Here is a 25,237-nt window from a genome sequence, read left to right on the forward strand (position 1 = left end):
CTGCCGTCACAAAGTAAGCAGGAGGCACTAGCGCTCGCCGCAGGGTGTTTTTTGTAACCGGATCCCTTTGGCAAAGCTAAGAGCAGCCGGATCTTTGAATACCATTTTGCCTTCCTTCTCCTCCACTTCCCCGTACCCTTCCGTAGCCGTGCTGTCGCGTAGCAGGAATGCTACCTGGCGCACTGATTTTTTTCCTTCCGACATAAATGTGTAGTCGGCCAGCAGGGTATCGCCTTTCAGTACGCCTTCGATCGCTCCCTGGTTTTTGTCCTTTTCAAAAAAGTTATAGGAAAGTGTGCCGGTCACTACATTTGGAAAGATCTCTGTTTTAAGAAAGAAAGAATCCTTTCCGCTCTGACCGGTATAACAGGCCGAGGCCGGGATCATGACCTTGTTTTCCTGTTTGGCTGCCGAATCGGAAGTTTCGGCTGTAGTTGCCGCTTCCTGCTGAGGGCTGTTACAGGCAATACCGGTCATCAGTGCCAGGATCCATCCCTTCGATGTGGCATTCATTCTTTTCATATTATTCGGGTTTAGAAGTTACCATATTGTTTTACAAGCAGAGCACCGTTTTACAGGTATTTCCCGGTGTAACTGTTCTTTACTTTTTTTATTCCGGAAGGTGCTCCTTCATATACCAGCTCGCCGCCGCCGTCGCCCGCTTCCGGACCGAGTTCGATCAGCCAGTCGGCGCTTTTGATCACATCAGTATTGTGTTCAATCACCAGCACCGTATGCCCCTGTTCGATCAATGCGTTAAAGGAGGCCAGCAGTTTTTTGATGTCATGAAAATGAAGTCCTGTTGTGGGTTCATCAAAAATAAAGAGTACTTTATGATTGCTTTTTCCCTTACCTAAAAACGAAGCCAGCTTTACCCGTTGTGCTTCTCCGCCGGAAAGCGTATCCGACGACTGCCCCAGCTTAATGTATCCCAGTCCCACATCGCTCAGCGGCTGTATTGCTTCCTTTATTTTTTTATCCTCTTTAAAAAATTCCAGCGCCGCATCCACGCTCATTTCAAGAACATCATGAATGTTGTTATCCTTATATTTTACTTCCAGCACTTCTTCTTTAAACCGTTTGCCGCCGCAGCTTTCGCAAACCAGGTGCACATCCGCAAGGAACTGCATTTCCACGATCTGTTCTCCCTCGCCCTTGCAGGTATCGCAACGCCCCCCATCCACATTAAAGGAAAAATGTTTGGGAAGAAAACCCCGCATCTTGCTCAGGGGTTGCTTTGCAAAGAGGTCGCGGATCTCGTCATATGCTTTGATATAGGTTACCGGGTTGCTGCGGGACGATTTACCAATGGGATTCTGATCCACCATTTCAATTTGCTGCACACTTTCCACATCACCCGTTATGGCCTTGTGAAAACCGATTTTATCGCCGGAAACCACCGGCTCTCCTTTCAACTTTTGCAGCGCGGGATACAGGATCTGTTTTACCAGCGTGGTTTTACCACTTCCGCTCACGCCGCTTACCACCGCCAGTACGTTCAGCGGAAAGGTAACCGTAATATCTTTCAGGTTATGCTGACGTGCACCTTCTACTTTTATAAAACGCGTCCATTTGCGGGTAGCAGCCGGCGGCTCTATGGAAAAAGTACCGCTCAGGTATTTACCGGTAAGACTGTTCTTATCTTTCAGCAATTCTTTATAAGTGCCCTCCGCTACCACTTCTCCTCCGAGATGTGCCGCAAGCGGTCCCATATCAATGATATGATCTGCATGACGCATTACCATGTCGTCGTGCTCTACCACCACCACCGTGTTATTCAGATCCCGCAATTCTTTCAGCACCTGGATCAGGTTGTCGGTATCCCTGGAATGAAGCCCGATGGAAGGTTCATCCAGTATGTACAGGGAATTGGTGAGGTTGCTTCCCAGGCTCCGGGTCAGCTGGATCCGCTGGCTTTCACCGCCGCTGAGCGTATTGGCCACACGGCTCATGGTAAGGTAGCCCAGTCCCACTTTCAACAGGGTATCCAGCCGGTTGGATATTTCCAGCAGGATCCGTTTGGCAATGGCTGCTTTATGAGCCGGCAATTTTAATTTTTCGAACCAGGTCTTCAGGTCACGCGCCGGCATTTCCCCCAGCTCGCCAATATGTTTACCGGCCACCTTTACATAGAGCGCTTCCTTGCGCAGACGGTACCCGTTACAATCGGGACAGGTAGTGCGTCCCCGGTAGCGGCTCAGCAGCACCCGGTATTGTACCTTATAAAGATTCTGTTCTACCTCTTTAAAAAAATCCTGCACGCCATATACCGAACTGGCTCCTTTCCACAGTAATTCATATTGCTCTTTTGTAAGATCCGCCACCGGTTTATGGATCGGAAAATCATATTTGGCAGCCGCTCTTATAAAACGGTCTTTCCATTTGCCCAGTTTTTCACCCTTCCAGGGGGCCACCGCTCCTTCAAAAACACTCAGCCGTTTGTCCGGGATCACCAGGTCGGCATCAATACCCAGCACCAGACTGAATCCCTCACAGGTAGGACAGGCGCCCAGTGGATTATTAAAAGAAAACAAATTAGGATTGGGTTCTTCAAATACGATCCCATCCAGTTCAAAGCGGTTATTGAAATCAAACAGCCGCGATTTACCGGCAGCAGAAACTGTCTGCACAAAAACGGTACCTTCACCTTCATAAAAAGCAGTACCGATGGAATCACTAAGGCGATGACGGTCGTCCTCATCCAGTTCGCGTGCAATGATCCGGTCGATGAGGATATATACGGGTTTGGACGACTTCGATTTTGCCCCCCCCAGCAACCGCGAAACAGCCGCATCATCCTGCTCCAGCAGGTCTTCAATATCCAGCACTTCCAGGTCGGTGGCACCTGTGCCTTCCCCAGTTGCAACGCGGGTAAAACCCTTTTGCAGCAGGATGTTCAGCTCCTCACGCACATTCCGGTTCGAATGCTGTTTAAAGGCAACGAGTATAAATACCTTACTTCCCTCTTCCAGTTTTTCAACAGCCGCAATCACATCCGACACATCATCTTTCTTTACTTCCTTTCCGGAAACAGGAGAAATGGTAGTACCGGCTCTTGCAAACAGCAGCCGCAGGTAATCATAAATTTCAGTCATCGTACCCACGGTACTGCGTGGCGTGCGGGTGATCACCTTTTGCTCGATGGCAATGGCCGGACAAAGATTTTTGATATAATCCACATCCGGTTTGTTCATGCGGTTTAAAAACTGGCGGGCATAAGCGCTCAGGCTTTCCGCATAACGGCGCTGTCCCTCCGCATAAAGGGTATCAATGGTAAGCGAGGACTTCCCGGATCCGGAAACACCTGTTACCACTATAAATTTATTTCTGGGAAAACCAACTGTTACATTTTTCAAGTTATGTACCCGGGCGCCTTTCACAAAAATCTCATCTTTCTTTTCCACGGTTTTTGCCTTCGCCATTCCATTTATAATTTAAGAGGGCACAAATTTAGCTTTTAAATTCCTGAAAAAACAGCTCGTCTTCCCACAAATGACAGCTTATTTTAACAAGATGCTTTCTTTCGTTTTTGCAACAAAGCATCATTTTAAAAGTATAAAAATCAACTCATTACAAATATTGTTAAAAAATTTTAACAATATTTTGAACATTTTGAAGGCAATTTCCGGACGCAAAGCGCTCCCGGTAAACGGCGAAACGCCTATTTTCGCAACACTCGTTTACCCAGGGAGATTGGAAATGGAGGAAAGGCCGGGTAAATTCGGAGGTTATTGAACTAAGTTTTAATCTAAAATGCGGAAAGTAATTTCCGCGGTTAATCGTTCAACGGATGATAACTTACTTAAAGAAGACTGATAACGAGCTCATAAATTTATTTTCAAAAGGACATACACCTGCGCTGGATTCATTACTGAACCGCTACCAGGATAAGCTTTTCAATACCGTATTGTTTTTGGTTAAGGATAAATATCATGCCGAGGATATTTGCCAGGATGTTTTTATAAAGATCATCGAAACATTGAAGAATGGCAAATACAAGGAAGAAGGCAAGTTTTTACCCTGGGCCATGCGTATTGCCCACAATCTTTGTGTGGACTATTTCAGAAAGCTGAAACGTATCCCTTTTACCAAGAACACGGTGGATCATGAAGTGCTGGACGCGATCAATTCTTCGGAACAGAATGTGGAAGAAAAGATCATCACGGTTCAGAACATCGGCAAAGCCCAGGACATGCTGGAGCAACTGCCGGAAGAACAGAGAGAGGTGATCATCCTGCGTCATTTTGCAAACCTGAGTTTTAAGGAAATAGCCGACATGACCGGCTGCAGCATCAACACTGCACTGGGACGGATGCGCTATGGCCTGTTGAATCTCAGGAAAATGATGACAGGTAAATAAAGAGAATGTCATCTTGTAACTCCTGATGGAGAAAAGAGATTCAGCAATTGCTGTTCGTGATTGTTTGAATTTATTTGCCGAATACCACCCGGTTGTTACAAGATGACGACTAATTGAAACAGCTCCGCAAAATTGCGGAGCTGTTTTATTATTACCCCGTGCTGTTTTTTCCTTCTCAACCAATCATTTCAAACGTTGTCGTAAATAAGTTGGGTGCAATGCACTTGCATTTGTTTATTAAGTTCCTATATTAGCCGCCAGTAGCATGAGATCTGTAGGTATTCGTACGGTATGCATCTTCAATGCACCGTTTGCCATAAGGTAAAACACTCCATCGTAAACCTTCGCCCTTCACAGCCTTTGCGGCTATGCTATGCCGATAAACAGAAATTTTCACCCTAAACCATTCTATTCATATGAAAAATAAGATTGCGTTTGCATTATTCCTTCGTCTGCTGTTTTGCGGATGTATGTTCTATTCCGGAAGCACTGTCATTGCACAGGTGCCCTCCCGCACCATCACCGGTCATGTACGCGATTCCCTGGGGAAAGCACTAATCGGTGTTACAGTCAGTATCAGTAGCGGCTCAAAGTCCACAGTAACCGGCACTTCCGGCGCTTACTCCCTTTCGGGGGTCACAGATCAGGACACGCTTTCATTCAGCTTCGTTGGCTTTACTTCTGCGGAAGAAGTCGTGGGCACAAGAACGGTCATTGATGTAAAGCTGAATGGCAGTACCACGGCGCTCAGTGAGGTCGTCGTCATCGGTTATGGTACTGCTCAGAAAAAAGATCTTACAGGAGCCGTGGCTTCTATCAAGGCCTCCCGGCTGGAGAACGAGAACCCGTCCAGTGTCCAGGACATTGTGCGGGGCAATGTTCCGGGCGTTAACGCCACACAGGGTGTTTCCGCAAAAGGAGTCGGTAATCTAACCGTCAGGGGAAAGACCTCCCTCACCGCCGGAACCAATCCATTGATCGTACTGGATGGGGTTATTTACCAGGGACAGCTGGCAGACATTAACCCCAACGATGTTGCAAACATAGATGTGCTGAAGGATGCCAGTTCTGCGGCAGTTTTTGGTTCCAAAGCCGCCAGTGGTGTGATACTGGTTACTACAAAAAGAGGCAGCAGCCGGAAACCACAGATCGTGTTAAACAGCAATGTGGGGTTTGCTGAGCTCTCCAAAAACGAGCCCCTTTACGACGGACCCGGTTTTCTCGGATGGAGAAGCGACGTGTTTAAAAGTATGAATGCCGCTTCCTCAAAAAAATACATTTACGATGATCCGCGCAAGCTGCCCGATACCGTTTCCCTCGATCGCTGGATGGATGGAAAAACGGGAGATCCGATGGACATCTGGATGACAAGAATCGGTATGCGTCCTGTTGAAATAGAAAATTACAAAGCCGGCAGGACCACCGACTGGTATGACATGATGTTTCAAAAGGGACTGCGGCAGGATCATACCCTGAGCTTATCCGGCAGGTCCGATGCGGTTAATTATTACATGTCGCTGGGCTATACCAACAACAAAGGCATCATTGTGGGCGATCAGTACAAGACCATCCGTGCCCGCGTGAACCTGGAGGGTAAGATCGCTGACTGGATGTCGGCCGGTATGAACTTTCAGTTTGCAGACAGGGATGAAAGCCAGGTTCCTGTTGACTGGGGACAGATGATCAATGCCTCCCCTTATGGTTCCGTTTACAATGATGACGGCAGTTTAAGAGACAGTCCGAATGATGACCTGGGTAATAATGCCAACCCCTTTGCTGACAACCACTATGTAAACCGGTTGAGAAAGAACAACACTTTATTCGGAACCATCTATCTAAAAGGAACATTGCCCTATGGTTTTTCGTATCAGATCAATTATACCCCCAACTTTGATTTTTACCGGTACTTCAACGGCATTTCGGCAGATCACCCCAACTACAGAGCCAGGATGGGTTTTGCAGAGCGTACTTCGCAAACCACCTATAACTGGCAATGGGATAATCTGATCAAATGGAACCGGACATTCGGAGAACATCAGTTTGATGTGACCTTCCTCGTCAATGCAGAAAAGTTCCAGTCGTGGCAGGAAAAAATGACCAATGAAGGATTTACGCCAAGTGATGTGCTCAGCTGGCACAACATAGGCGCGGGTATCAAACCCATTGTTTCCAGCGACGATCAGAAAAGTACGGGCGATGCCCTGATGGGCCGTCTCAATTATACCTTCAAGAACAGGTACCTGTTCACCGCTTCAGTAAGACGGGATGGCTATTCTGCCTTTGGTCTGGGAAATCCCCGTGCCACGTTCCCCGCATTAGCGGCAGGATGGATCTTTACAGATGAGAACTTTATGAAAAACGCCACCTGGATCAATTACGGAAAACTGCGGTATTCCTGGGGGGTGAACGGGAACCGGGATATCGGCCGGTATGTGGCGCTCTCCAATCTCGAAACCGGGAAATATCAATACATCACCGCAGATGGAACAACCCTGCTGGTATCGCAGCTTTGGGTAGACCGTATGGCCAACCCCGGGCTGAAATGGGAACAGACCACCTCCAACAATATCGGTTTTGATTTTGCCTTCCTGAATAACCGGCTGAGCGGATCGATTGATGTTTACAAGAAAAAAACAAAAGACCTCCTGGTGCTTCGTTCCCTGCCCAATGTGGGCGGTTTCGACAACCGGATGGATAACCTCGGAGGAGTAGAAAACAGGGGATTTGAAATTGCACTGAATTCCACCAATATCACGGGAGAGAATTTTTCCTGGAGAAGTACGGTCAATTTCTGGCTGAACCGCAATAAGATCACCAGCCTTTATGGCAAATCGAATGATTATGATGCAAACGGGAATGTGATCGGTGAAAGCGAGAAAGATGACGTGGCCAGAAAATGGTTCATCGGGCACGACATCAATTCAGTATGGGATCAAAAAGTACTGGGCGTATGGCAGGAATCGGAAGCGGAAGAAGCAGCGAAATATGGTGTGGCGCCCGGCGACTTTAAGATCGAAGATGTAAACGGCGACTATAAATATTCGGATGCCGACCGGCAATTCCTGGGATATTCAACGCCTCGTTTTCAATGGACCCTGCGGAATGAATTTACCATCTACAAGAACTTTGATTTTGCCTTTATGATCTACTCCAACTGGGGACAGTTGCGTCCCTTTAACCGGGCAAAGAACAATACCGGTTTTCTCGACCGCTCCAGTTCTTATACACTTCCCTACTGGACCCCGGAAAATCCCATTAACGACTATGCCCGTCTTTTTTCCAGCAACGGCAGTGCCTCGTATGACGTATACCGTAAGGCTTCTTTCATAAGGCTCAGCACCATTTCCCTTGCGTATACGGTTCCCAAACGGATCCTTGAAAGGGCAAAGATACAGGGCCTCAAATTCTATATCAGCGCCAGCAACCTGGCGGTATTTGCGCCCGACTGGGACTTCTGGGATCCGGAGTATTTCCGTGCGAAAGAAGATTTTAATCTTACCGAAGACAACAACGATCCGATCCCTTCACCAAGGAACTTCACTTTCGGACTTAATTTAACCCTCTAACCCACTAAAACATTCAGATATGCGTATCTCTAAAATAGTACTGATCCTTTTATCCGGTCTGGCGGTATTTATAACTGCCGGTTGTAAAAAAAGCTGGCTGGATGCAGAACCGCAATCCTTTTACACACCGGACAATGCCTATAAAGATGCAAACGGTATGCGCGCGGCCCTGGTAGCCTGTGCAAGAAACCAGCGTATTGAATACTATGGCGACAATCCGCCGATCCTTACTGAAATGCTTTTTTCCGAAGTAACCGTGGAAGGCATTACCGACAAATCCGGCCCGGCACAGGATCTTAACCTGGTGATCAATCCCGATTTTGCCGCACGGTATGATGATGCCGATCATGCCCGGATACAGTATTACTGGCGGGAAGGATACCGGGCTATCAAGTATGCCAATACCGTTATCACCCGGATCGATGATGCCACTTATGAATCCGAAGAAGAGCGGAATGCCATTTTAGGGTCTGCCTACTTTTACAGGGCCTCCCGCTATTACCGGCTGGTACACCAGTTTGGAGACGTGCCGGCAGTGATGAAAGAACCTACCGAGCCCAAACTGGATTACTACACCACAAAACGGGAAGTGATCCTGAAAAAGCTGAAAGCCGATCTGGAATTTGCTGAAAAATGGGTACCCGATAACGTTAACAAAGGCGAAGTAACCAAAGGTGCGGTAAGTCATCTGCTTACAAAAGTGAACCTGGCCCTGGGCGATTTTGATGCCGCCATCAAATCCGCCAGCAATGTCATTGACGGAGGAACCTACCATTTAATGACCGCGCCCTTCGGCAATGCACCATCGAATGGCAGTTTTCCGAAAAACGTGATCTGGGACCTGCACCGGCCGGCAAACAAAGCCATTGCAGAGAACAAAGAAGCCTTATTCCTGATCATCGACCGGTTTGGGGATGGCGGCTATGATGGCGGCATGCGTATTATGCGCCAGGCCGTTCCTTTCTGGGGTACCTATATCACAACACCAACAGGGAAAAAGGGAACCAATGATAATGTATCCAATATTGATGTGGTGCAATCGGATTCCGTAGGCCGTGGTATCGGAAGGTGCCGCCCCACCAATTACAGTCAGTTTGAAATATGGAACGACCCCAAGGATCTGCGCCACGCCAAAGGCAACTGGATGAATATGGAAGACCTGGTATATAATGATATGGAGTTAAAGGAGTCAAACGATCCCTATTATCTGAAGCCGCTGCAATACAAGGATGACAAAGGCAATTTGCTGGTATCGGATACGATCCGCTGCTGGTTTGGATGGCCGCAGTACAAAACATTTATTCCTGACAATGAAAATAAACCCATGCAGGGCGGTCATACCGACTGGTATGTATTCCGCCTGGCAGAAACCTATTTATTGAGAGCAGAAGCTTATTTCTGGAAAGGCGACCAGGCCAATGCCCTGGCGGACCTGAACAAGGTGCATACTCGTGCAGGCGCCAGTCCGCTCACCGGCCCGGTAACAATGGCTACCATCCTTGACGAACGCGCCCGTGAACTGTTTTATGAAGAGCCCCGGAAAACCGAGCTTACCCGCATCTCCTACATTTTTGCAATGACCGGTAAAGCTGCGGAAAACGGAAAGACCTACAGCCTGAATAATTTTTCGGACGCCAATTATTTTTATGACAGGATCATCGCAAAAAATAATTTCTACCGCGAAGGGATCCGCACCAATCACAACGACCAGTATACCATCAGCCCCTATCATGTGCTCTGGCCCGTGCCTTCGGATGCTATACAGGGTAACATCAACGGACGTATCAATCAGAATAAAGGTTATGTGGGCTACGAGCTGAACAAGCCACCCCTGGACGCGATTCCCGAAGAATAATTATCCGTTCCATATAACAATCAGCGATCCCCGGCAACGCATTTTTACGGTTGCCGGGGATTACTGCTTTAAAAACTTCCGCTCCCCTTCTATTTCAAACGTTGTAGTAAAAAACTCCGGATCGATTTCCGTCGCCTGTCGGTGAAAGTTCCTATTTTAGTTTTCCGGAACAAGAGCAAAACCGGTTGCAACGATTGTATTACAAAACTTTATTGTTTCCAAAATCAATACCTGTTTAAACTTAAAAAATATGTCCAACGCAAAAAGCAGAAGAAATTTTATAAAGAACTCCGCCCGCATTTCGGCAGGGGCCTTCATATTGCCCAAGGTACCCCTGATTGTACCATCCTCCTTTTTTACAAAGGACGCTCCCAGCAATAAGATCAATATCGCACAGATCGGTTGCGGCCGTATCGCGATGACGCATGATTCTGTGGAAACCTTTAAACACGAGTCGGCACGGATCATGGCCATGGCCGATGTAGACCGCTACCGCCTCGAAGCCGGTAAAAAAAGGGTGGAAGGCTGGTACACCAAGAAAACAGGAAAATCGAATTACATAGATATCAAGATGTATGATGATTACCGCGAACTGTTATTGAATAAGGACATTGATGCAGTCATCATCAGCACCCCCGATCACTGGCATGCGCAGCCCGCAATGGAAGCGGCACTCGCCGGAAAACACATCTACCTGCAAAAGCCCACCTCCCTTACCATCGAAGAAGGCCGCTCTATGAGCGACACCGTGCGTAAAACAGGAGTGGTATTCCAGTTGGGCAGCCAGCAACGTTCGGTATCGCCCTGGCCGCAGTTTAAAAAAGCCTGTGAGCTGGTACGCAACGGCCGTATCGGGAAGCTGCACACCGTACATGTGGGCCTGCCGGCCGATCCTCCAGGGGGAAATACCACAGAAATGCCGATACCGGAAGGATTCAACTACGACATGTGGCTGGGATCCACCCCTTATATCTATTATACCCTGGACCGCGTGCACAATCAGAAAGATATCGAATCCCGCGGCGGCTGGCTGCGTCAGGAGCAGTTTGGTGCCGGAATGATCACCGGCTGGGGCGTTCACCATATCGATATTGCCCATTGGGGTATGGATACGGAGCTAACAGGGCCGATAGAGGTAGAAGGCTCCGCACAGTATCCCAAAACCGGGTTGTGGAATGTGCATGGCGATTATGAGGTAACCGCAAAATATGCCAACGGAGTTACCATGTTAATTAACAGTAAGAACCCAAATGGTGTTAAATTTGAAGGCAGCAAGGGATGGATCTTTGTTTCCCGCGGTAACGTAGGTGTAACAGCAAGCGATCCCGGTGCCGGTTCCGGAGCGCAGAACAAGGCCTTCAATGCCAGCGATCCCCGGATCCTGACATCGGTAATCGGGCCCAACGAGATCCATTTGTATGAAAGCAGGGAACAGCATCTGAACTGGGTGGATTGCATCATCAGCAAAAAACCCAATATCAGCCCGGCGGAAGTAGCACACCGCTCCTGCAGCGCCTGCCTGGTTGCACATGCCGCCATGAAGCTGGGAATGAAGTTGTATTGGGATCCTAAAAAGGAGCAGTTTAAGGACAATATTGAAGCCAATAAACTGCTGTCCCGCCCGCAACGGTATCCCTATGGCACCAACTATGTATTGAACAAACAAAAAAAATAAATGAAGAAGATCTTATTGCCACTCGCATTGCTCACGTTTATGATTTCCTGTAAAAACAATGAATCGGGCCAGCCTGCAACGGCGGATTCATCAAAGATCACCCTGATCACCCTGGATCCGGGCCACTTTCATGCAGCCCTGGTGCAAAAGGAAATGTACCCGGATGTAGACAGCAATGTATTTGTATATGCGCCTGCCGGTCAGGACCTGGACCTGCACCTGAAACGGATCGAATCCTATAATACCCGTGCGGAAAATCCCACCCACTGGAAGGAGAACATTTATACCGGGGCCGATTTTTTTCAGAAAATGATTGATGAAAAAAAAGGTAATGTAGTAGTGATGAGCGGCAATAATCAGAAAAAAGCGGAATACATACTGAATACCGTAAGCGCCGGGCTGAATGTACTGGCCGACAAGCCTATGGCCATTGATAAGGCCGGCTTCGAGCTGGTTAAAAACGCCTTTGCAAAAGCGAAGGAAAACAAGGTGCTGCTTTATGATATCATGACCGAGCGTTTTGAGATCAATACTACATTACAACGGGAGTTTTCGCAGATCCCGGGCGTATTCGGAACACTGGAGAAGGGTACTCCCGAAAACCCGGCAGTCACCAAGGAAAGCGTACACTACCTTTATAAATTTGTTTCCGGATCAGTATTGCAGCGGCCGGCCTGGTTCCTGGACGTTACCCAGCAGGGCGAAGGCATTGTGGATGTGACCACCCACCTGGTAGACCTGGTACAATGGGAGTGTTTTCCGGAACAGGCCATCGATTATCAAAACGATATTGAAATGGTTTCCGCCAAACGCTGGACCACCCCGATCACGCTGAGCCAGTTCACGGAGATCACCAAACAACCGGCCTTCCCGGATTACCTGAAAAAAGACATTCAGAAAGATTCCATACTCAATCTGTACAGCAATGGTTCCTTCAACTACAAACTCCGTGGGGTGAATGCAAAAGTATCCGTAACCTGGGGATACAAGGCACCCGAAGGCACCGGCGACACGCATTATTCCATCATGCGGGGTACAAAGGCCAACCTGGTGATCCGCCAGGGCGCCGAGCAAAATTATAAGCCCGTCCTGTACATCGAACCGGTGAAAAAAGGCGATGCCGGTTTTGAAAAGGACCTTGCCGCAGCATTGAAAACGATCCAGGAAAAATACCCTGGTGTTGAACTGAAAAAGATCGCGGCCGGATGGCAGGTGGCCGTTCCGGAAAAATACAATACCGGTCATGAAGCGCATTTCGGCCAGGTAATGCAACGGTACCTCCAGTTCCTGAAAGAGAAAAAATTACCGGACTGGGAAGTACCCAACATGATCGCCAAATATTTCACCACAACCTCCGCATTGGAGCTGGCAAAAAAAACAGCAGGCAAATAATTATGATAAAAAAAATTTTCTTCCTCCCCGCAGCTTTGCTGATCGGGGGAATGACCCTTCACGCGCAGCGCATCAGCAGCTGGCAGGTAAAAACAACGGGCAGGGAGCATTTTTCCATACCGATGAACATTGACCTGGATGCGGTCACATTCGAAGCAGACAGCAGCCTGCAACTGATGGAAATAACCGGCGGCAAAAGAACGCCGGTTCCTTTCCAGGTGGAAACCGGCGACCGGCGCCGGCTTTACTGGATGATTGAGCCCGGACAGCAAAAAACCCGCTCGTATGAGCTGGTAAAAACCGGCAGAACACAAACGGATATAAAAGGACTGAATACCGATATGAGTGGTGGCGCTGTCACCATCGGCTATCAGGGCAAGAACCTCCTGCGCTATCATTACGAAACCGTGTACCCGCCCAAGGGCATCGATACCGCATACAAACGCAGCGGGTTCATCCATCCGTTGTGGACGCCGAACGGCGAAGAGCTTACCCGCATCAATGCTCCCGATCATTATCACCACTGGGGAATGTGGAATCCCTGGACCCATGTGTTGTTTGAAAAAGATACCGTGGATTTCTGGAACCTGAGAGATCGTAAAGGCACTGTACGTTTTGCAGGATTCGGCGGGCTTTTCAACGGCCCGGTTTACTCGGGTTTCGAAGCACTGCATCAGCACATCGCGTTTAAAAAGGATGGTACGGAAAAAAATGCCATCAATGAGCTGCAAACGGTACGGATCTACCGCCCCGATGCAAAAGACGACAGCTATTATATTATGGACATTACCATACAGCTGAGCTGTGCCGGCCCGAGTCCTGTAAAATTGTTGGAATACCGCTATGGCGGACTGGGCATAAGAGCCACTGAAGCCTGGAATAAGGATAACAGTATCACCTTTACTTCAGAAGGAAAGAACCGTAAGGAAGCGGACGGCAGCACGGCCCGCTGGTGCGTAACGGAAGGCCAGCTGCACCAGCAGTACGGCGGACTGGAAATGATGAGCTACCCTTCCAACTATAATTATCCTGAACCGCTGCGGGTATGGCCCGAATCGATGAACAAACGGGGGGATGTATTCCTGAATTTCTCACCTACAAAAAATAAAGACTGGCTCCTGGAGCCGGGTAAACAATACCTGCTGAAATACCGGTTCCTGGTATTTGACAACCGTTTTTCAAAAGAAAAGGCAGAAGAAGCCTGGCAGTCCTTTGCCCACCTGCCTTCCGTCACCTTTAAATAAATACTTGAATGAAACGAATCTATACCCTGTTTTTTACTGCGGCCGCGCTGTTGCTTGCCGCCGCTGTCAGCGCACAGGTTGCTGTAAACTGGAAAAAAGTAAAAGTGCTCGTTTATACCAAAAATGGAAAGGGGTACGTGCATGAGAATGTTCCGTTTGCTGCAGCGGCCATCCAGCAGCTGGGAAAGACCCACGGATTTAGTGTGGACACCAGTTCCCAGCCGGAAGTAATGACCGAGGGCAATCTTAAAAAATATACCCTCCTCATTTTTCCCAGTACCAACAATGATGTATTCGATACCGATGAACAGCGTCTGGCATTCCGGCGCTATATTGAGGCCGGTGGCGGATTTGTGGGACTGCATTCGGTAACCGGAACGGAACGGAACTGGCGCTGGTTTAAAATGATGCTGGGCGGTACCTTTTCCTGGCATGCAAAATTTCAATCCTTCATGGTACGGGTGATCGATACCAGACATCCTTCAATGAATGGGGTGCCTGCGGTATGGGAAAAAGGAGATGAATGTTATTTTGCCAAGGAAATGTATCCCGGTCCGCGGGTACTGATGGTGCACGATCTGCGCACCATCGATACCACCAATGTCAAACAAAAAGAACTGCTGAATAAGAACAGGGGCAATTATGGTGATTTCTATCCCACCGCCTGGGAGTATCCGTTTGACGGGGGACACACCTGGGTGACCACCCTGGGGCATGATAAAAAAGATTATAGCGATCCTGTTTACCTGAACCATGTCCTGGGCGGCATCCGGTTTGTTGCCGGTCAGGTAAAGGGGATCGATTTCAAAAAAGCCTATGCCCGTCACCGGGATGACGAAGTGAAGTTTTGAGGGATCAGAATCCCGTTTCCCAAATCTCATTACTCATAGCTGACTTATCCCCCTCCCATCAAAATACAAACGGGTCCTGAAGATGATCTTCAGGACCCGTTTTTCAATCCGGGGACAACTCCCTCCGGCCGCTAACTTCCTGTTTTTCATACCGCAGGTATCCATTTTAAAAAAATTCCCGATTTCGTAAATAGATTTTCCGCATTTAGAAAATGAATCAGCCGACAAAAAGCGTCTTTTGCGCCCAGAAAAATAAGCAAAATGAGAAGGTTGTTAGGGATGTTGTTATTGGTAGTGATTTTGGGGAGTGTAAATGCGCAAACCAATACCGGAAATATTGAAGGCGAGATCACCACTCCGGAAGGCAATCCGGTACCCAATGTGAATGTCTCTATTAAGGGGCAGAAAAAGCATGCCGTTACCAATGATAAAGGATATTTTGAATTTACCCAGATCCCTTATGGCGATTATGTTCTTATCTATTCCTTTGAAGGCGAAACCAGCCAGGAAGTACCGGTAACCGTACCTCCGGCCACGGCGGAAGCCAGCAAATACAATCTTTCCCTGAACGCCCGCGAACTGAAAGAGGTGATCGTCCGTATCGGCGGCAGCATCAACCAGGGTACGGCCAATATCGGCAAAGCGCATATCCCCATCATGGACCTGCCGCAGGCAGTAACCATCATCGGCCAGTCGACCATTGAAAACCAGCAGGCGCAGCGCCTGAGCGATGTGGTTAAAAATGTGAACGGGGTGTACCTGGGTGGAGCACGTGCCAGCACACAGGAAACCTTTTATGCGCGGGGATACAACCTGGGAAATACCAATACTTTTAAAAATGGTTTCCGTGTAAACAGCGGCGCCATGCCCGAGATGAGCGCCATTGAAAGCGTGGAAGTATTAAAGGGGGGTGCGGCGCTGTTATATGGAAATGTAGCACCTGGGGGGATCATAAATATGATCACCAAAAAGCCCCGTTTTAACTTCGGAGGGGAGATCAATATGCGCGTAGGCAGCTATGATCTTTATAAGCCGGCTGTAGATATCTATGGCCCCATCAGCAAATCGATTGCCTACCGGCTGAACGGCACTTATGAAAAGGCAAACAGCTATCGCGACAATGTACATTCCGAACGCTTTTATGTCAATCCTTCCCTCCTGTTCAAGCTAAGTGAAAAAACAAAACTGCTGGTACAGGGTGATTATCTCCAGCATGAGTTTACACCGGACTTTGGTATCGGTACGATGAATGCAGATAGCTCCAAGCCGGCGGCTACGGGCGGCAAAAGAGTAACGCCGGTATCGAGAAATACCTTTTTCGGGGCACCCTGGCAGTATGCAAAAACAAAACAGGCAACAGTTTCCGTAGAGCTGAATCATCAATTCAACGATCGCTGGGCACTGAATGCATTAGGAGGTTATCAAAATTATGAAAGGGACTACTTTTCTACAGAACGTATACAGGCCGATATAAGCGGCAAATGGAAAAGACCGCTGGGTAAAACCAATAATCAGGAAGACTATGTTACCGGGCAGTTGAATTTGAATGGCGATGTAAAAACCGGTGCGATTGGTCATAAACTATTGATCGGTGCCGATGTTGAGAAAGTAACCAGCACAGCACTCGCATCCAATATTGCTACGGTAGTCCCCAAAGGCATCTATGATTCCATTAACCTGTTAGATCCTGCAATGTATATACCCAGAACGGAAATGCCGCAGGCCGATTGGATCACAAGTACCAAAAACCCTGTAACCCGCTTCGGCGCTTATGTTCAGGATCTGGTAACCTTGTCTGCCAAGTTCAAGTTGCTGGCAGGTCTGCGTTGGTCGTTCCAGCAGGCGGACCGTTCCAAGACCACAACACTTGCCACCAACGCGGTAACGGAGGGTGCACTGTTGCAGATCGACAAGGCTTTTTCACCGAGGCTCGGATTAGTGTATCAACCGACCAATCATACCACTGCTTTTGCCAGTTATTCCAATTCTTTCTCTCCTAACTCCGGGCAGGATATAGACAGCAATACCCTAAAACCATCCATCATCGATCAATTTGAAATAGGCATTAAAAATGACTTCTTTGACGGATTATTAAGTGCCAATCTTACCCTCTACAGGATCATTAATAATAATCTTTCTCAGCCGGTGCAGTTTTTAAAGAATGGGGATCCTGTTATCGGAACAACAACACTGCGGGAACTTACCGGGCAAACCACCAGTGATGGTATTGAAATAGACCTGAAAAGCCAGCCGGTCAGAGGATGGGATATCCTGGCGGGATATAGTTACAATAATATGCGTTATACCAAAACATCCGGCAAAGTTGGAAGCTATATAGAAGATGAGCGGCTGGTAAACAGCCCGGCGCATACGGCAAATGCTACGACGTTCTATACTTTTCAAAAAGGAAGCGTGAAGGGATTAAAACTGGGCGCTGGTGTTTATTATGTTGGGGAACGCAATGCAGGCTGGAATACCCAATATGCATTGGATGACAAAACAAAGGAGGTTTATCTGAATGACCGTCTGTTTAAAGTAAAAGGTTTTGCAACAGTTGACGTTTCTGCCGGCTACACTTACAGGAAATGGTCGCTGCTGGCAAAACTGGCCAATGTCACCAATACCTTTAACTACTACGTTCACGAAAATTACAGCATCAATCCCATCCCCTCGCGGAACTTTGTACTGACCGCAGCATTTAAATTCTGACCGGTTTTTTGAAAAAGAAAAACGAGAATTGAGTGTTGAGAATTGAGATATGAGTTGTGAGGTCCTGTAAGCACGGGAAGTGGGGTCTCTGCATTTAGATTCCTCCAACATTCCGCATCTCAAGTCTCATGTCTCAAATCTCAAATCCCATATCTCAAGCCTGAACCCTGACATCTCATTTTTCTCCGCTCACGGTTCCGCCCATTTCTGTAAACACCCGCTTTATTGTTTCATAATTCCCCGCATCGATCGGCAATGTGGCATTTTCAATAATAGATGCCCGAAAGCCCAGCTCCAGTGCGTCATTGGCTGTAAAATATACACAGAAATCAGCGGCCAGTCCGCACACATGCACCTCATCCACGCCCCGTTCTTTCAGGTAACCAGCAAGCCCCGTGGACTTCCGGTGGTCGTTATCATAAAAACCACTGTAACTGTCGATCTCCGCGTGCATGCCCTTTCTGAAAACCGCTTCAATCCTGCGCTGGTCCAGCAGCTCGTGCAGCATTGCTCCCGGTGTTTCCTGCACACAATGATCCGGCCAGAGGGTCTGTTTCCCGCTGCCCCAGGGGATCACATCGAACGGTTGCTTTCCCTCATGCTGTGAAGCAAAGCTTTTATGCCCCACCGGGTGCCAGTCCTGGGTAGCCACCACCAGCTCATATCCCTGCTGCAACCGGTTGATAACAGGAAGCAGCCGGTCCCCGCCTTTAACCGCCAGCGCCCCTCCGGGCAGGAAATCATACTGCATGTCTACAATGATCAGGCATTTCATAATGCGTTATTTTAGAAGGAAAGATAGGATATAGGTGTGAGAATCGAGGGACCAGAATTGAGCGGCCGGCTTTCAGCCCTCAGCTTTCAGCAACCAGCCGGCCGCAACGGAAAATCCGGGATCGGGGATCCTGCATCCGGCGTTAAACGTAACCTGCTTTGCACCTGGAACTTGAAACGTCAAACCTGAAACTTTACATTTCACATCGCAACAACCCAGTTCCCACTGATTCCTTCCGAACCTGGGTGCTCAATGCCGGATTCTGGATACTCAATTCTGTAATCTGAATTCTAAAACTCTCAACCGTTCGTTACCATATCCTAAATTTTTCCCCATAGTGTTTCCTGTACGCAAACGATTCGTTAACTTGCAGCCACTTAAATCAAATTTTAAAAAATTTTTCAATTTTTTCCAATGAGTTACATTTCAGAGATCTTTGCAAGGCAAATCTTAGACAGTCGCGGTAATCCTACCATCGAGGTGGATGTTCTTACAGACGAAGGTGCCCTGGGTCGCGCCGCTGTTCCGAGTGGAGCCAGCACCGGGATCCATGAAGCCGTGGAATTACGCGATGGCGACAAGAAAAAATACCTGGGAAAAGGGACCTTGAAAGCCGTTAAAAACGTTAATAATACCATCGCGCCTGCATTGCTGGGTTATGATGTTGCGGATCAGACCGGCATCGATCAGCTGATGATTGAGCTGGATGGTACTCCAAATAAAGGAAAATTAGGTGCCAATGCCCTGCTGGCAGTAAGTATGGCGGCTGCAAAAGCAGCGGCTGAAGAGGCAGGTTTGCCCCTGTACCGCTATGTGGGCGGCACCAATGCCAAAACTCTTCCCATCCCGATGATGAACATCCTCAACGGTGGTGCGCATGCTGATAACAAGATCGATTTCCAGGAATTTATGGTAATGCCCATCGGTGCTTCTACCTTCAGTGAAGGACTGCGCTGGGGTGTTGAGATTTTCCATGCCCTGAAATCCGTTCTGAAGAAAAAAGGCTTTAGCACCAACGTGGGTGATGAAGGCGGTTTTGCCCCTAATATCCAAAGCAATGAAGAAGCCATCGAAACCGTGCTGGCGGCTATCGATGCTGCTGGCTACAAAGCCGGTTCACAGATCGTAATCGCCATGGATGCTGCCAACAGCGAGCTTTGGGATGCCAAAAAGAAAAAATACGTATTCCATAAAAGCAGCGGCAAAGCTGTAAGCAGCGATGAGCTGGTAAAATTCTGGGAAAGCTGGGTAAAACAATATCCCATTGCGAGCATAGAAGACGGTATGGCTGAAGACGATTGGAAAGGATGGGCTTCACTGACCCAGGCAGTAGGCGATAAATGCCAGCTGGTGGGTGATGACCTGTTTGTTACCAATGTAACGCGCCTGCAGCAGGGTATCGACAAAAGCATTGCCAACGGACTGCTGGTTAAGGTAAACCAGATCGGTACCATCACAGAAACCATCAATGCCGTAACCCTGGCCCAGCACAACGGGTACAATACCATTATGAGCCACAGAAGCGGTGAAACGGAAGATACCACCATCGCCGACCTGGCTGTAGCCCTGAACTGCGGACAGATCAAGACCGGTTCTGCAAGCCGTACCGACCGGATCGCCAAATACAACCAGCTGATCCGCATCGAAGAACAACTGGGTGAAAGCGCGGTTTATCCGAAAGGAACCATTAAATTTGGTAAAAAATAATCCGGCAGGAATTGGGCAACCCGGGCAAAATCCGGGCTGCAATAAGTAAAATGTAGACCGATGGAAGAATTTGTTGACTTTGTCCCCGAAAAAGAGCCTGCCCAGGAGGCAGCTCCCAGGAGACCGCGTAAGGCGCTGAGCAGGATTTCGCGGTTCCTGACCAATAAGTTTTTTCTGGCCACCATTGGTTTTTTAGCCATCATGCTGTTTCTCGATAAGAACGACCTGTTCTCTATTATGGAACGCCGCAAGGAGCTGAACGACCTGGAACTGAGCAAAGACCACTACAATAAGGAGCTGATCGAATTGCACCGGATCAAAAATGATCTGGAAACCGATCCGGCCACTATTGAAAAACTGGCGAGGGAAAAATACCTGATGAAACGGGATAATGAAGACATTTTTCTGACGGAGGATAACAATACCAAATTAAAACAGGCAGAATAGCCCGTTTTGAACACACTGAAAGCCCGGTACTACCGGGCTTTTTAATTGAACAAAACCGTTCAAATGCTGTTTAAGCCTTAAATCATTTAAAGAAATCATGGAGCGACAGCGCATTCTTTTAGCCGAAGACGACATCACAATCGCCGACCTGGTAAAACGCACCCTGGAGGAGGAAGAATATGAAGTGACCCTCGCTCCCGATGGCGCCACCGCCTGGGATTACCTGGAACGCTTTGATTATGCTGCGGCCGTACTGGACATCATGTTACCCCATATCAACGGACTTGAGCTCTGCAAACGGACCCGCACCGCCGGTAAACCGGTCCCTATCTTATTACTCACCGCACTGGGCACGACGGACAATATTGTAATGGGACTGGATATGGGCGCTGATGATTATCTTACCAAACCTTTTAAAATAGCAGAGCTGCTGGCCCGGCTGCGCTCTCTTACCCGCCGGAATGCCGGCCAGCTACCGGTAGCAGCGCCCAAACAGGAGGCCATGCCCGAAAACCTGCTCACACAATATTCGGTAGTGCTGAATATGGATGAGAAAACCGTACAACGCGAAGGCGTGGCCATAGAACTGACTGCAACGGAATTTCGTCTGCTGGAATATTTTCTGAAAAATCCACGAAGAGTGCTGTCCCGTATGGATATACTGGAGCAGGTATGGGGCTATGATTTTGCCATGAACACCAAAGTGGTGGATGTGTATGTGAACTACCTTAGAAAAAAACTGGATACTCCCTTTGAGCAAAAACTCATTCATACCATCATTGGTATGGGTTATATATTTAAAGAACAGTAACAGTTGCAGATACAGACAAAAATAACACTGATCTTTACGGCGCTTTGCATAAGTTTTCTGATCCTGCAAAGCTTCGGCATCTACTATTTTACCTATAAGCACGCTTCAAAGGATTTTAGTACCCGCCTGAAACTGCGCGCAGAAGTAATGGCCAAGGCGTATGCGGACGACAGGGCGGTAAACGGCAACGCCTACCAGGAGCTGAAGGACCAGCACCTCGAAAAACTGACCGATGAAACCGAATACATTATCAACATCGATACCCTTAACCGCCTGGACAATACCCCCTTTTATGAAACCATGGACCGGCAGTTCATCCAGAGCATCCTGAAAAAAGGCAGCGCCTATCACCGGGACAAATTTGATTTTTATTATGGCTTTACTTACCCTTACCGGAACAGCAGCTATGTGGCCATTGCCAAAGCCCGCAATACGGATGTGGAAGAGTTTGTAAAAGACCTGCGCAATATATTGATCATAACTTCGATCGTCGGTCTGGCGCTCATCTTTACAACGGGCTTTCTTTTTTCCCGGCAGATACTGGGGCCTTTACGCATTATGCAGAAACACCTCACGCAGATCGGAGGTACTTCCCTGCACCAGCGGCTGAACATTAAGAACCGGAAGGATGAGATCGCGGAACTGGGCAACAGCTTTAATGAATTACTCAGCCGGCTGGAGACCGCATTTGAAAGTCAGAACAATTTTGTAAGCAATGCTTCGCATGAATTAAACACGCCGCTGACGACCATCATCGGCGAAACCGAATACGCGCTGATCAAAGAGCGCTCCATTCAGCAATACCAGCAATCCCTGTACAATATTCTCACGCAGGCGGAAAAGTTAAAAGCCATTACACACGGGCTTGTAGAACTGGCCCGCAGCGGTTTTACCGGCAACTTTTCCATGCTTTCCGTAAATATGCATGAGGTCATTCATAATGCCATTACCAATGCACATGATGTATACCAGGATTGTGATATCCGCGTAGACCTGAGCCTGTTGCCCAAAAAAGATCAGCCGCTGATGGTAAAAGGCAATGAACAATTGCTGGAACTCGCCATCTCCAATGTACTGATGAACGCCTGCAAATATTCCGACTGTAAGCCCGTATTGCTGGCCCTGGCGCTTTCTGAAAAACACATTATCACCGTTATCACCGATCAGGGTATCGGTATCCCGGAGGAAGAGATCAAAAACATCTTCAACCCTTTCTTCCGTGCCTCCAACACCAAAGGCATTATCGGCTATGGTATTGGCCTGCCTCTTTCCCAGAACATACTGAGACTTCACAAAGGCAATATACAGTTCCACTCCGAAGTAGGCGTAGGTACTGAAGTAACCATACGCCTCCCCCTGGAATGATTTTTCTTACCGGATTCTTACCTGTTTTTTATACCGCTGTAACCGCTTCCTTACCCCCTTCTAATAAAGGAAGTGCAGCTTTGTAAAAAAACAGTAAATAATGAAAACAATACTCGTTCCCACAGATCTTTCTACCGAATCCATCAGCATCGTGCATAAGGCATTGCAACACAGCCGGGAGCATAAGGTTGAGATCATTCTCCTTCATCTGGTGCAACCCGTTCATGATATTGGCGATCTGCTGCGGTCTTCCAAACGCAGATTCTACAGCCAGCTTCCCCAGGCTTTTTGCGAGGCCGTTCAGGTGCTGAAAAAATGTTATTTGGAGCAGGCGCATATCCGCTTCGAGATCTGCTATTGCAATACCGGCAGGGTATTCCGGCATATACTGGAATCCAACCATATCACAGAGATCTATTTGCTGAACGGGTACAGCTATCAGACACCGTTTAAAGAATCGATCCGGATGGATCAATACATTGCAGCCAGCAGGCTGCCGGTCTTCAAGATCGACCGTTACAAGCAATTGCACGTGTCTAAAGACATCAACCTGTTGTCGAACCTGCTGCTGATGCCCGAGTTCAGAAAAGACAGGCAATACGCCAAGGAAGAAACCGTATCCTAGCCGTTTATCCGTATTCTAAACGATCCCAAAACCTGTAGCATTATGTTATTAAAAAAGCACATCCCCTTCAGATATATTTTCGGAAAGATCCGGTATGAGATCATTGGTGTTTCCATTTACACCATCATTGTGGCATCGTTGTATGGTTTTTATAACCTGTCGCACCTTACCATTCCGCTTACGGTGCCCACGATCATGATCACCGTTACCTCCCTGCTGCTGGCATTCAAAAGCAACCAGGCCTATGAGCGCTGGTGGGAGGCCCGCACTATCTGGGGCGCCATTGTAAATGACAGTCGCACCATGGCCCGGCAGATCAGCAACTACGTACAGGATTCCATACCGGGTGATGAGGCCTATTTCTTTAAGCAAACCTTTATCAAGCGGCAGATCGCGTGGTGTATCAGTCTCAGCAATACCCTGCGGGGAAAAGATCCGTTAAAAGGTGCAGAAAAATACATTGTGCGTAAGGATGCCCAGCATCTGAAAAATTTCAATAACATCCCGATGGGCATCCTGCAATTGCATGCCCATTCCCTTCAGGAAGCCTACCGTAAAGGGTGGATCAATACCTACCAGCAGATGGAGATGGATGGTACCCTTACCCGTTTCAGTAATGAGATGGGTGGCTGTGAGCGGATCAAGAAAACCGTGTTCCCGGTCACGTACAGTTTTTATATTCATATATCCCTCATGTTCATCTTTGCATTGATGCCCTTTGCGTTGCTGGATATCTTCGGCTGGCTTACCATTCCGATGGTGATCGCACTGGCAGCCGTATATTTTCTCATCGAAAAAATGGCGGTGCATCTTCAGGATCCGTTTGAGAACAAACCCACGGATACCCCGATGTCCAGTATCTGCTTTACCATCGAAAGGGATCTGAAACAGATCATGTTTGAGCCGCACCACCAGGATACCAATGGCACAGCCGGCATGGTTTACGAACACCGATACTACGTATTGTAAGCTGCCTGTAATGTGGAAGGATCTGTATGAAGTGAGGAGACAGGCAGCTTATAACATACTGTTAAACCGGCATTGCGCCGGTTTTTTTTATGCCGGTACCAGGGCGGAAAATCTGTTACACTCCTTTTTATTGCAAAAAATTTTGTAACGGATCACATTACAGGCGGCTGTGTTGTAAAAACGGAGGCGGATGACAGGATTTCCCTGATAGAAAAACCTCGTTAAGCAGCAGAGAATCGGCAGCAACAACAATTTTAAAAAGTTGCGTACATTTAAGCTCCGGCAATGCCGCAAACATGTATTATGGACATCGGCAGTACAGCAAATTCACCCGAGTGGGGCAAATACCTTCCTCTTTTTAAACGCCTGGAGCTCCCTGCCAGAAAAATACTGCTGCGGGAAGGACAGGTGTCAAAGACAGCTTATTTTATTGAAAAGGGCTGCCTGCGGATCTGGTTCAACAATAACGGCAAAGACATCACGTTCCAGTTTTTCTTTGAAGGCGAGGGCGTTTCATCTGTTGAGAGCTTCCGCACCAATCAGCCCAGCCTCTTCAATCTTGAAAGCATTGAACCCTGCATTGTGCACCATATTTCCCGGGAAGATTTTCAATCCATCCTGGACCAGTCCCCTGTCATAAAAAAAGAGATTGAAGATCACATGGTACAGCGGCTGATCTTTTATCAAAAGCTCTTCCTCTCCCGTATTAAGAACAGTCCGCAGGAGCGCTATAAAGAACTGTTGGAACAGCGCCCGGATATATTACAGCGGATCCCACAACACTACATTGCTTCCTACCTGGGTATTACACCTGTTTCCCTCAGCCGCATCCGCAACCGGCGTTGATTTCTTTACAATTGTTATCGTTTGATCCTTCCCCGGCATC

At 48.0% G+C, this 25,237-nt stretch carries 18 protein-coding genes; 15 read left to right on the forward strand and 3 right to left on the reverse strand.

Annotation, left to right across the window (positions count from 1 at the left end; genetic code table 11):
• Positions 1 to 27 precede the first annotated feature (27 nt).
• Both K7B07_RS05895 and uvrA read right to left on the reverse strand, forming a co-directional pair.
• Positions 28 to 522 carry a hypothetical protein gene (locus K7B07_RS05895; RefSeq protein ID WP_223708199.1) on the reverse strand — a complete coding sequence of 165 codons (495 nt, stop codon included), beginning with the start codon at positions 520 to 522 and terminating at the stop codon, positions 28 to 30.
• 50 nt (positions 523 to 572) lie between these two features.
• The gene (gene uvrA / locus K7B07_RS05900; RefSeq protein WP_223708200.1) at positions 573 to 3,422 is read right to left on the reverse strand and encodes an excinuclease ABC subunit UvrA; all 2,850 of its coding nucleotides are present in this window, start codon (positions 3,420 to 3,422) and stop codon (positions 573 to 575) included.
• Between the two features lie 368 nt (positions 3,423 to 3,790).
• Between uvrA and K7B07_RS05905 the strand changes: the two genes are divergently transcribed.
• From K7B07_RS05905 to K7B07_RS05940, 8 genes are all read left to right on the forward strand, one after another.
• Positions 3,791 to 4,360, forward strand: coding sequence for an RNA polymerase sigma factor (locus tag K7B07_RS05905; protein ID WP_223708202.1), 570 nt, complete (start codon positions 3,791 to 3,793; stop codon positions 4,358 to 4,360).
• A gap of 416 nt (positions 4,361 to 4,776) precedes the next feature.
• Complete coding sequence (locus K7B07_RS05910) at positions 4,777 to 7,926, forward strand: SusC/RagA family TonB-linked outer membrane protein (RefSeq protein WP_223708203.1); 3,150 nt, start codon at positions 4,777 to 4,779, stop codon at positions 7,924 to 7,926.
• Between the two features lie 19 nt (positions 7,927 to 7,945).
• On the forward strand, positions 7,946 to 9,781 hold the full coding sequence (locus K7B07_RS05915) for a RagB/SusD family nutrient uptake outer membrane protein (protein ID WP_223708205.1): 1,836 nt from the start codon (positions 7,946 to 7,948) through the stop codon (positions 9,779 to 9,781).
• A gap of 250 nt (positions 9,782 to 10,031) precedes the next feature.
• Complete coding sequence (locus K7B07_RS05920) at positions 10,032 to 11,456, forward strand: Gfo/Idh/MocA family protein (protein ID WP_223708206.1); 1,425 nt, start codon at positions 10,032 to 10,034, stop codon at positions 11,454 to 11,456.
• The gene (locus K7B07_RS05925; protein WP_223708207.1) at positions 11,457 to 12,848 is read left to right on the forward strand and encodes a putative oxidoreductase C-terminal domain-containing protein; all 1,392 of its coding nucleotides are present in this window, start codon (positions 11,457 to 11,459) and stop codon (positions 12,846 to 12,848) included.
• A gap of 2 nt (positions 12,849 to 12,850) precedes the next feature.
• On the forward strand, positions 12,851 to 14,092 hold the full coding sequence (locus K7B07_RS05930; RefSeq protein ID WP_223708208.1) for a DUF6807 domain-containing protein: 1,242 nt from the start codon (positions 12,851 to 12,853) through the stop codon (positions 14,090 to 14,092).
• An 8-nt stretch (positions 14,093 to 14,100) separates the two neighbouring features.
• Complete coding sequence (locus K7B07_RS05935; protein WP_223708209.1) at positions 14,101 to 14,943, forward strand: ThuA domain-containing protein; 843 nt, start codon at positions 14,101 to 14,103, stop codon at positions 14,941 to 14,943.
• 261 nt (positions 14,944 to 15,204) lie between these two features.
• Positions 15,205 to 17,652 (forward strand): TonB-dependent receptor, encoded by a 2,448-nt coding sequence (locus K7B07_RS05940; protein WP_223708210.1) that lies wholly within the window; start codon positions 15,205 to 15,207, stop codon positions 17,650 to 17,652.
• A gap of 175 nt (positions 17,653 to 17,827) precedes the next feature.
• Here the strand turns inward: K7B07_RS05940 and pncA are convergent, their stop codons facing one another.
• Positions 17,828 to 18,427 (reverse strand): bifunctional nicotinamidase/pyrazinamidase, encoded by a 600-nt coding sequence (gene pncA / locus K7B07_RS05945; RefSeq protein WP_223708211.1) that lies wholly within the window; start codon positions 18,425 to 18,427, stop codon positions 17,828 to 17,830.
• Between the two features lie 414 nt (positions 18,428 to 18,841).
• On the opposite strand from pncA, the gene eno reads away from it, so the two are divergent.
• From eno to K7B07_RS05980, 7 genes are all read left to right on the forward strand, one after another.
• Positions 18,842 to 20,134, forward strand: a complete 1,293-nt coding sequence (gene eno, locus K7B07_RS05950) for a phosphopyruvate hydratase (RefSeq protein WP_223708212.1) — start codon at positions 18,842 to 18,844, stop codon at positions 20,132 to 20,134.
• A gap of 60 nt (positions 20,135 to 20,194) precedes the next feature.
• The gene (locus tag K7B07_RS05955) at positions 20,195 to 20,581 is read left to right on the forward strand and encodes an FtsB family cell division protein (protein WP_223708214.1); all 387 of its coding nucleotides are present in this window, start codon (positions 20,195 to 20,197) and stop codon (positions 20,579 to 20,581) included.
• A gap of 97 nt (positions 20,582 to 20,678) precedes the next feature.
• Positions 20,679 to 21,392, forward strand: coding sequence for a response regulator transcription factor (locus K7B07_RS05960; RefSeq protein WP_223708216.1), 714 nt, complete (start codon positions 20,679 to 20,681; stop codon positions 21,390 to 21,392).
• 3 nt (positions 21,393 to 21,395) lie between these two features.
• A complete protein-coding gene (locus K7B07_RS05965; RefSeq protein WP_223708218.1) occupies positions 21,396 to 22,757 on the forward strand; it encodes a HAMP domain-containing sensor histidine kinase in 1,362 nt (453 codons plus the stop codon).
• A 100-nt stretch (positions 22,758 to 22,857) separates the two neighbouring features.
• Positions 22,858 to 23,382, forward strand: coding sequence for a universal stress protein (locus K7B07_RS05970; RefSeq protein ID WP_223708219.1), 525 nt, complete (start codon positions 22,858 to 22,860; stop codon positions 23,380 to 23,382).
• Between the two features lie 42 nt (positions 23,383 to 23,424).
• Positions 23,425 to 24,351, forward strand: coding sequence for a bestrophin family protein (locus tag K7B07_RS05975; RefSeq protein ID WP_223708221.1), 927 nt, complete (start codon positions 23,425 to 23,427; stop codon positions 24,349 to 24,351).
• A gap of 285 nt (positions 24,352 to 24,636) precedes the next feature.
• Complete coding sequence (locus tag K7B07_RS05980; protein WP_223708223.1) at positions 24,637 to 25,197, forward strand: Crp/Fnr family transcriptional regulator; 561 nt, start codon at positions 24,637 to 24,639, stop codon at positions 25,195 to 25,197.
• Positions 25,198 to 25,237 lie beyond the last annotated feature (40 nt).

Source organism: Niabella beijingensis (assembly GCF_020034665.1).
Taxonomy (GTDB): Bacteria; Bacteroidota; Bacteroidia; order Chitinophagales; family Chitinophagaceae; genus Niabella; species Niabella beijingensis.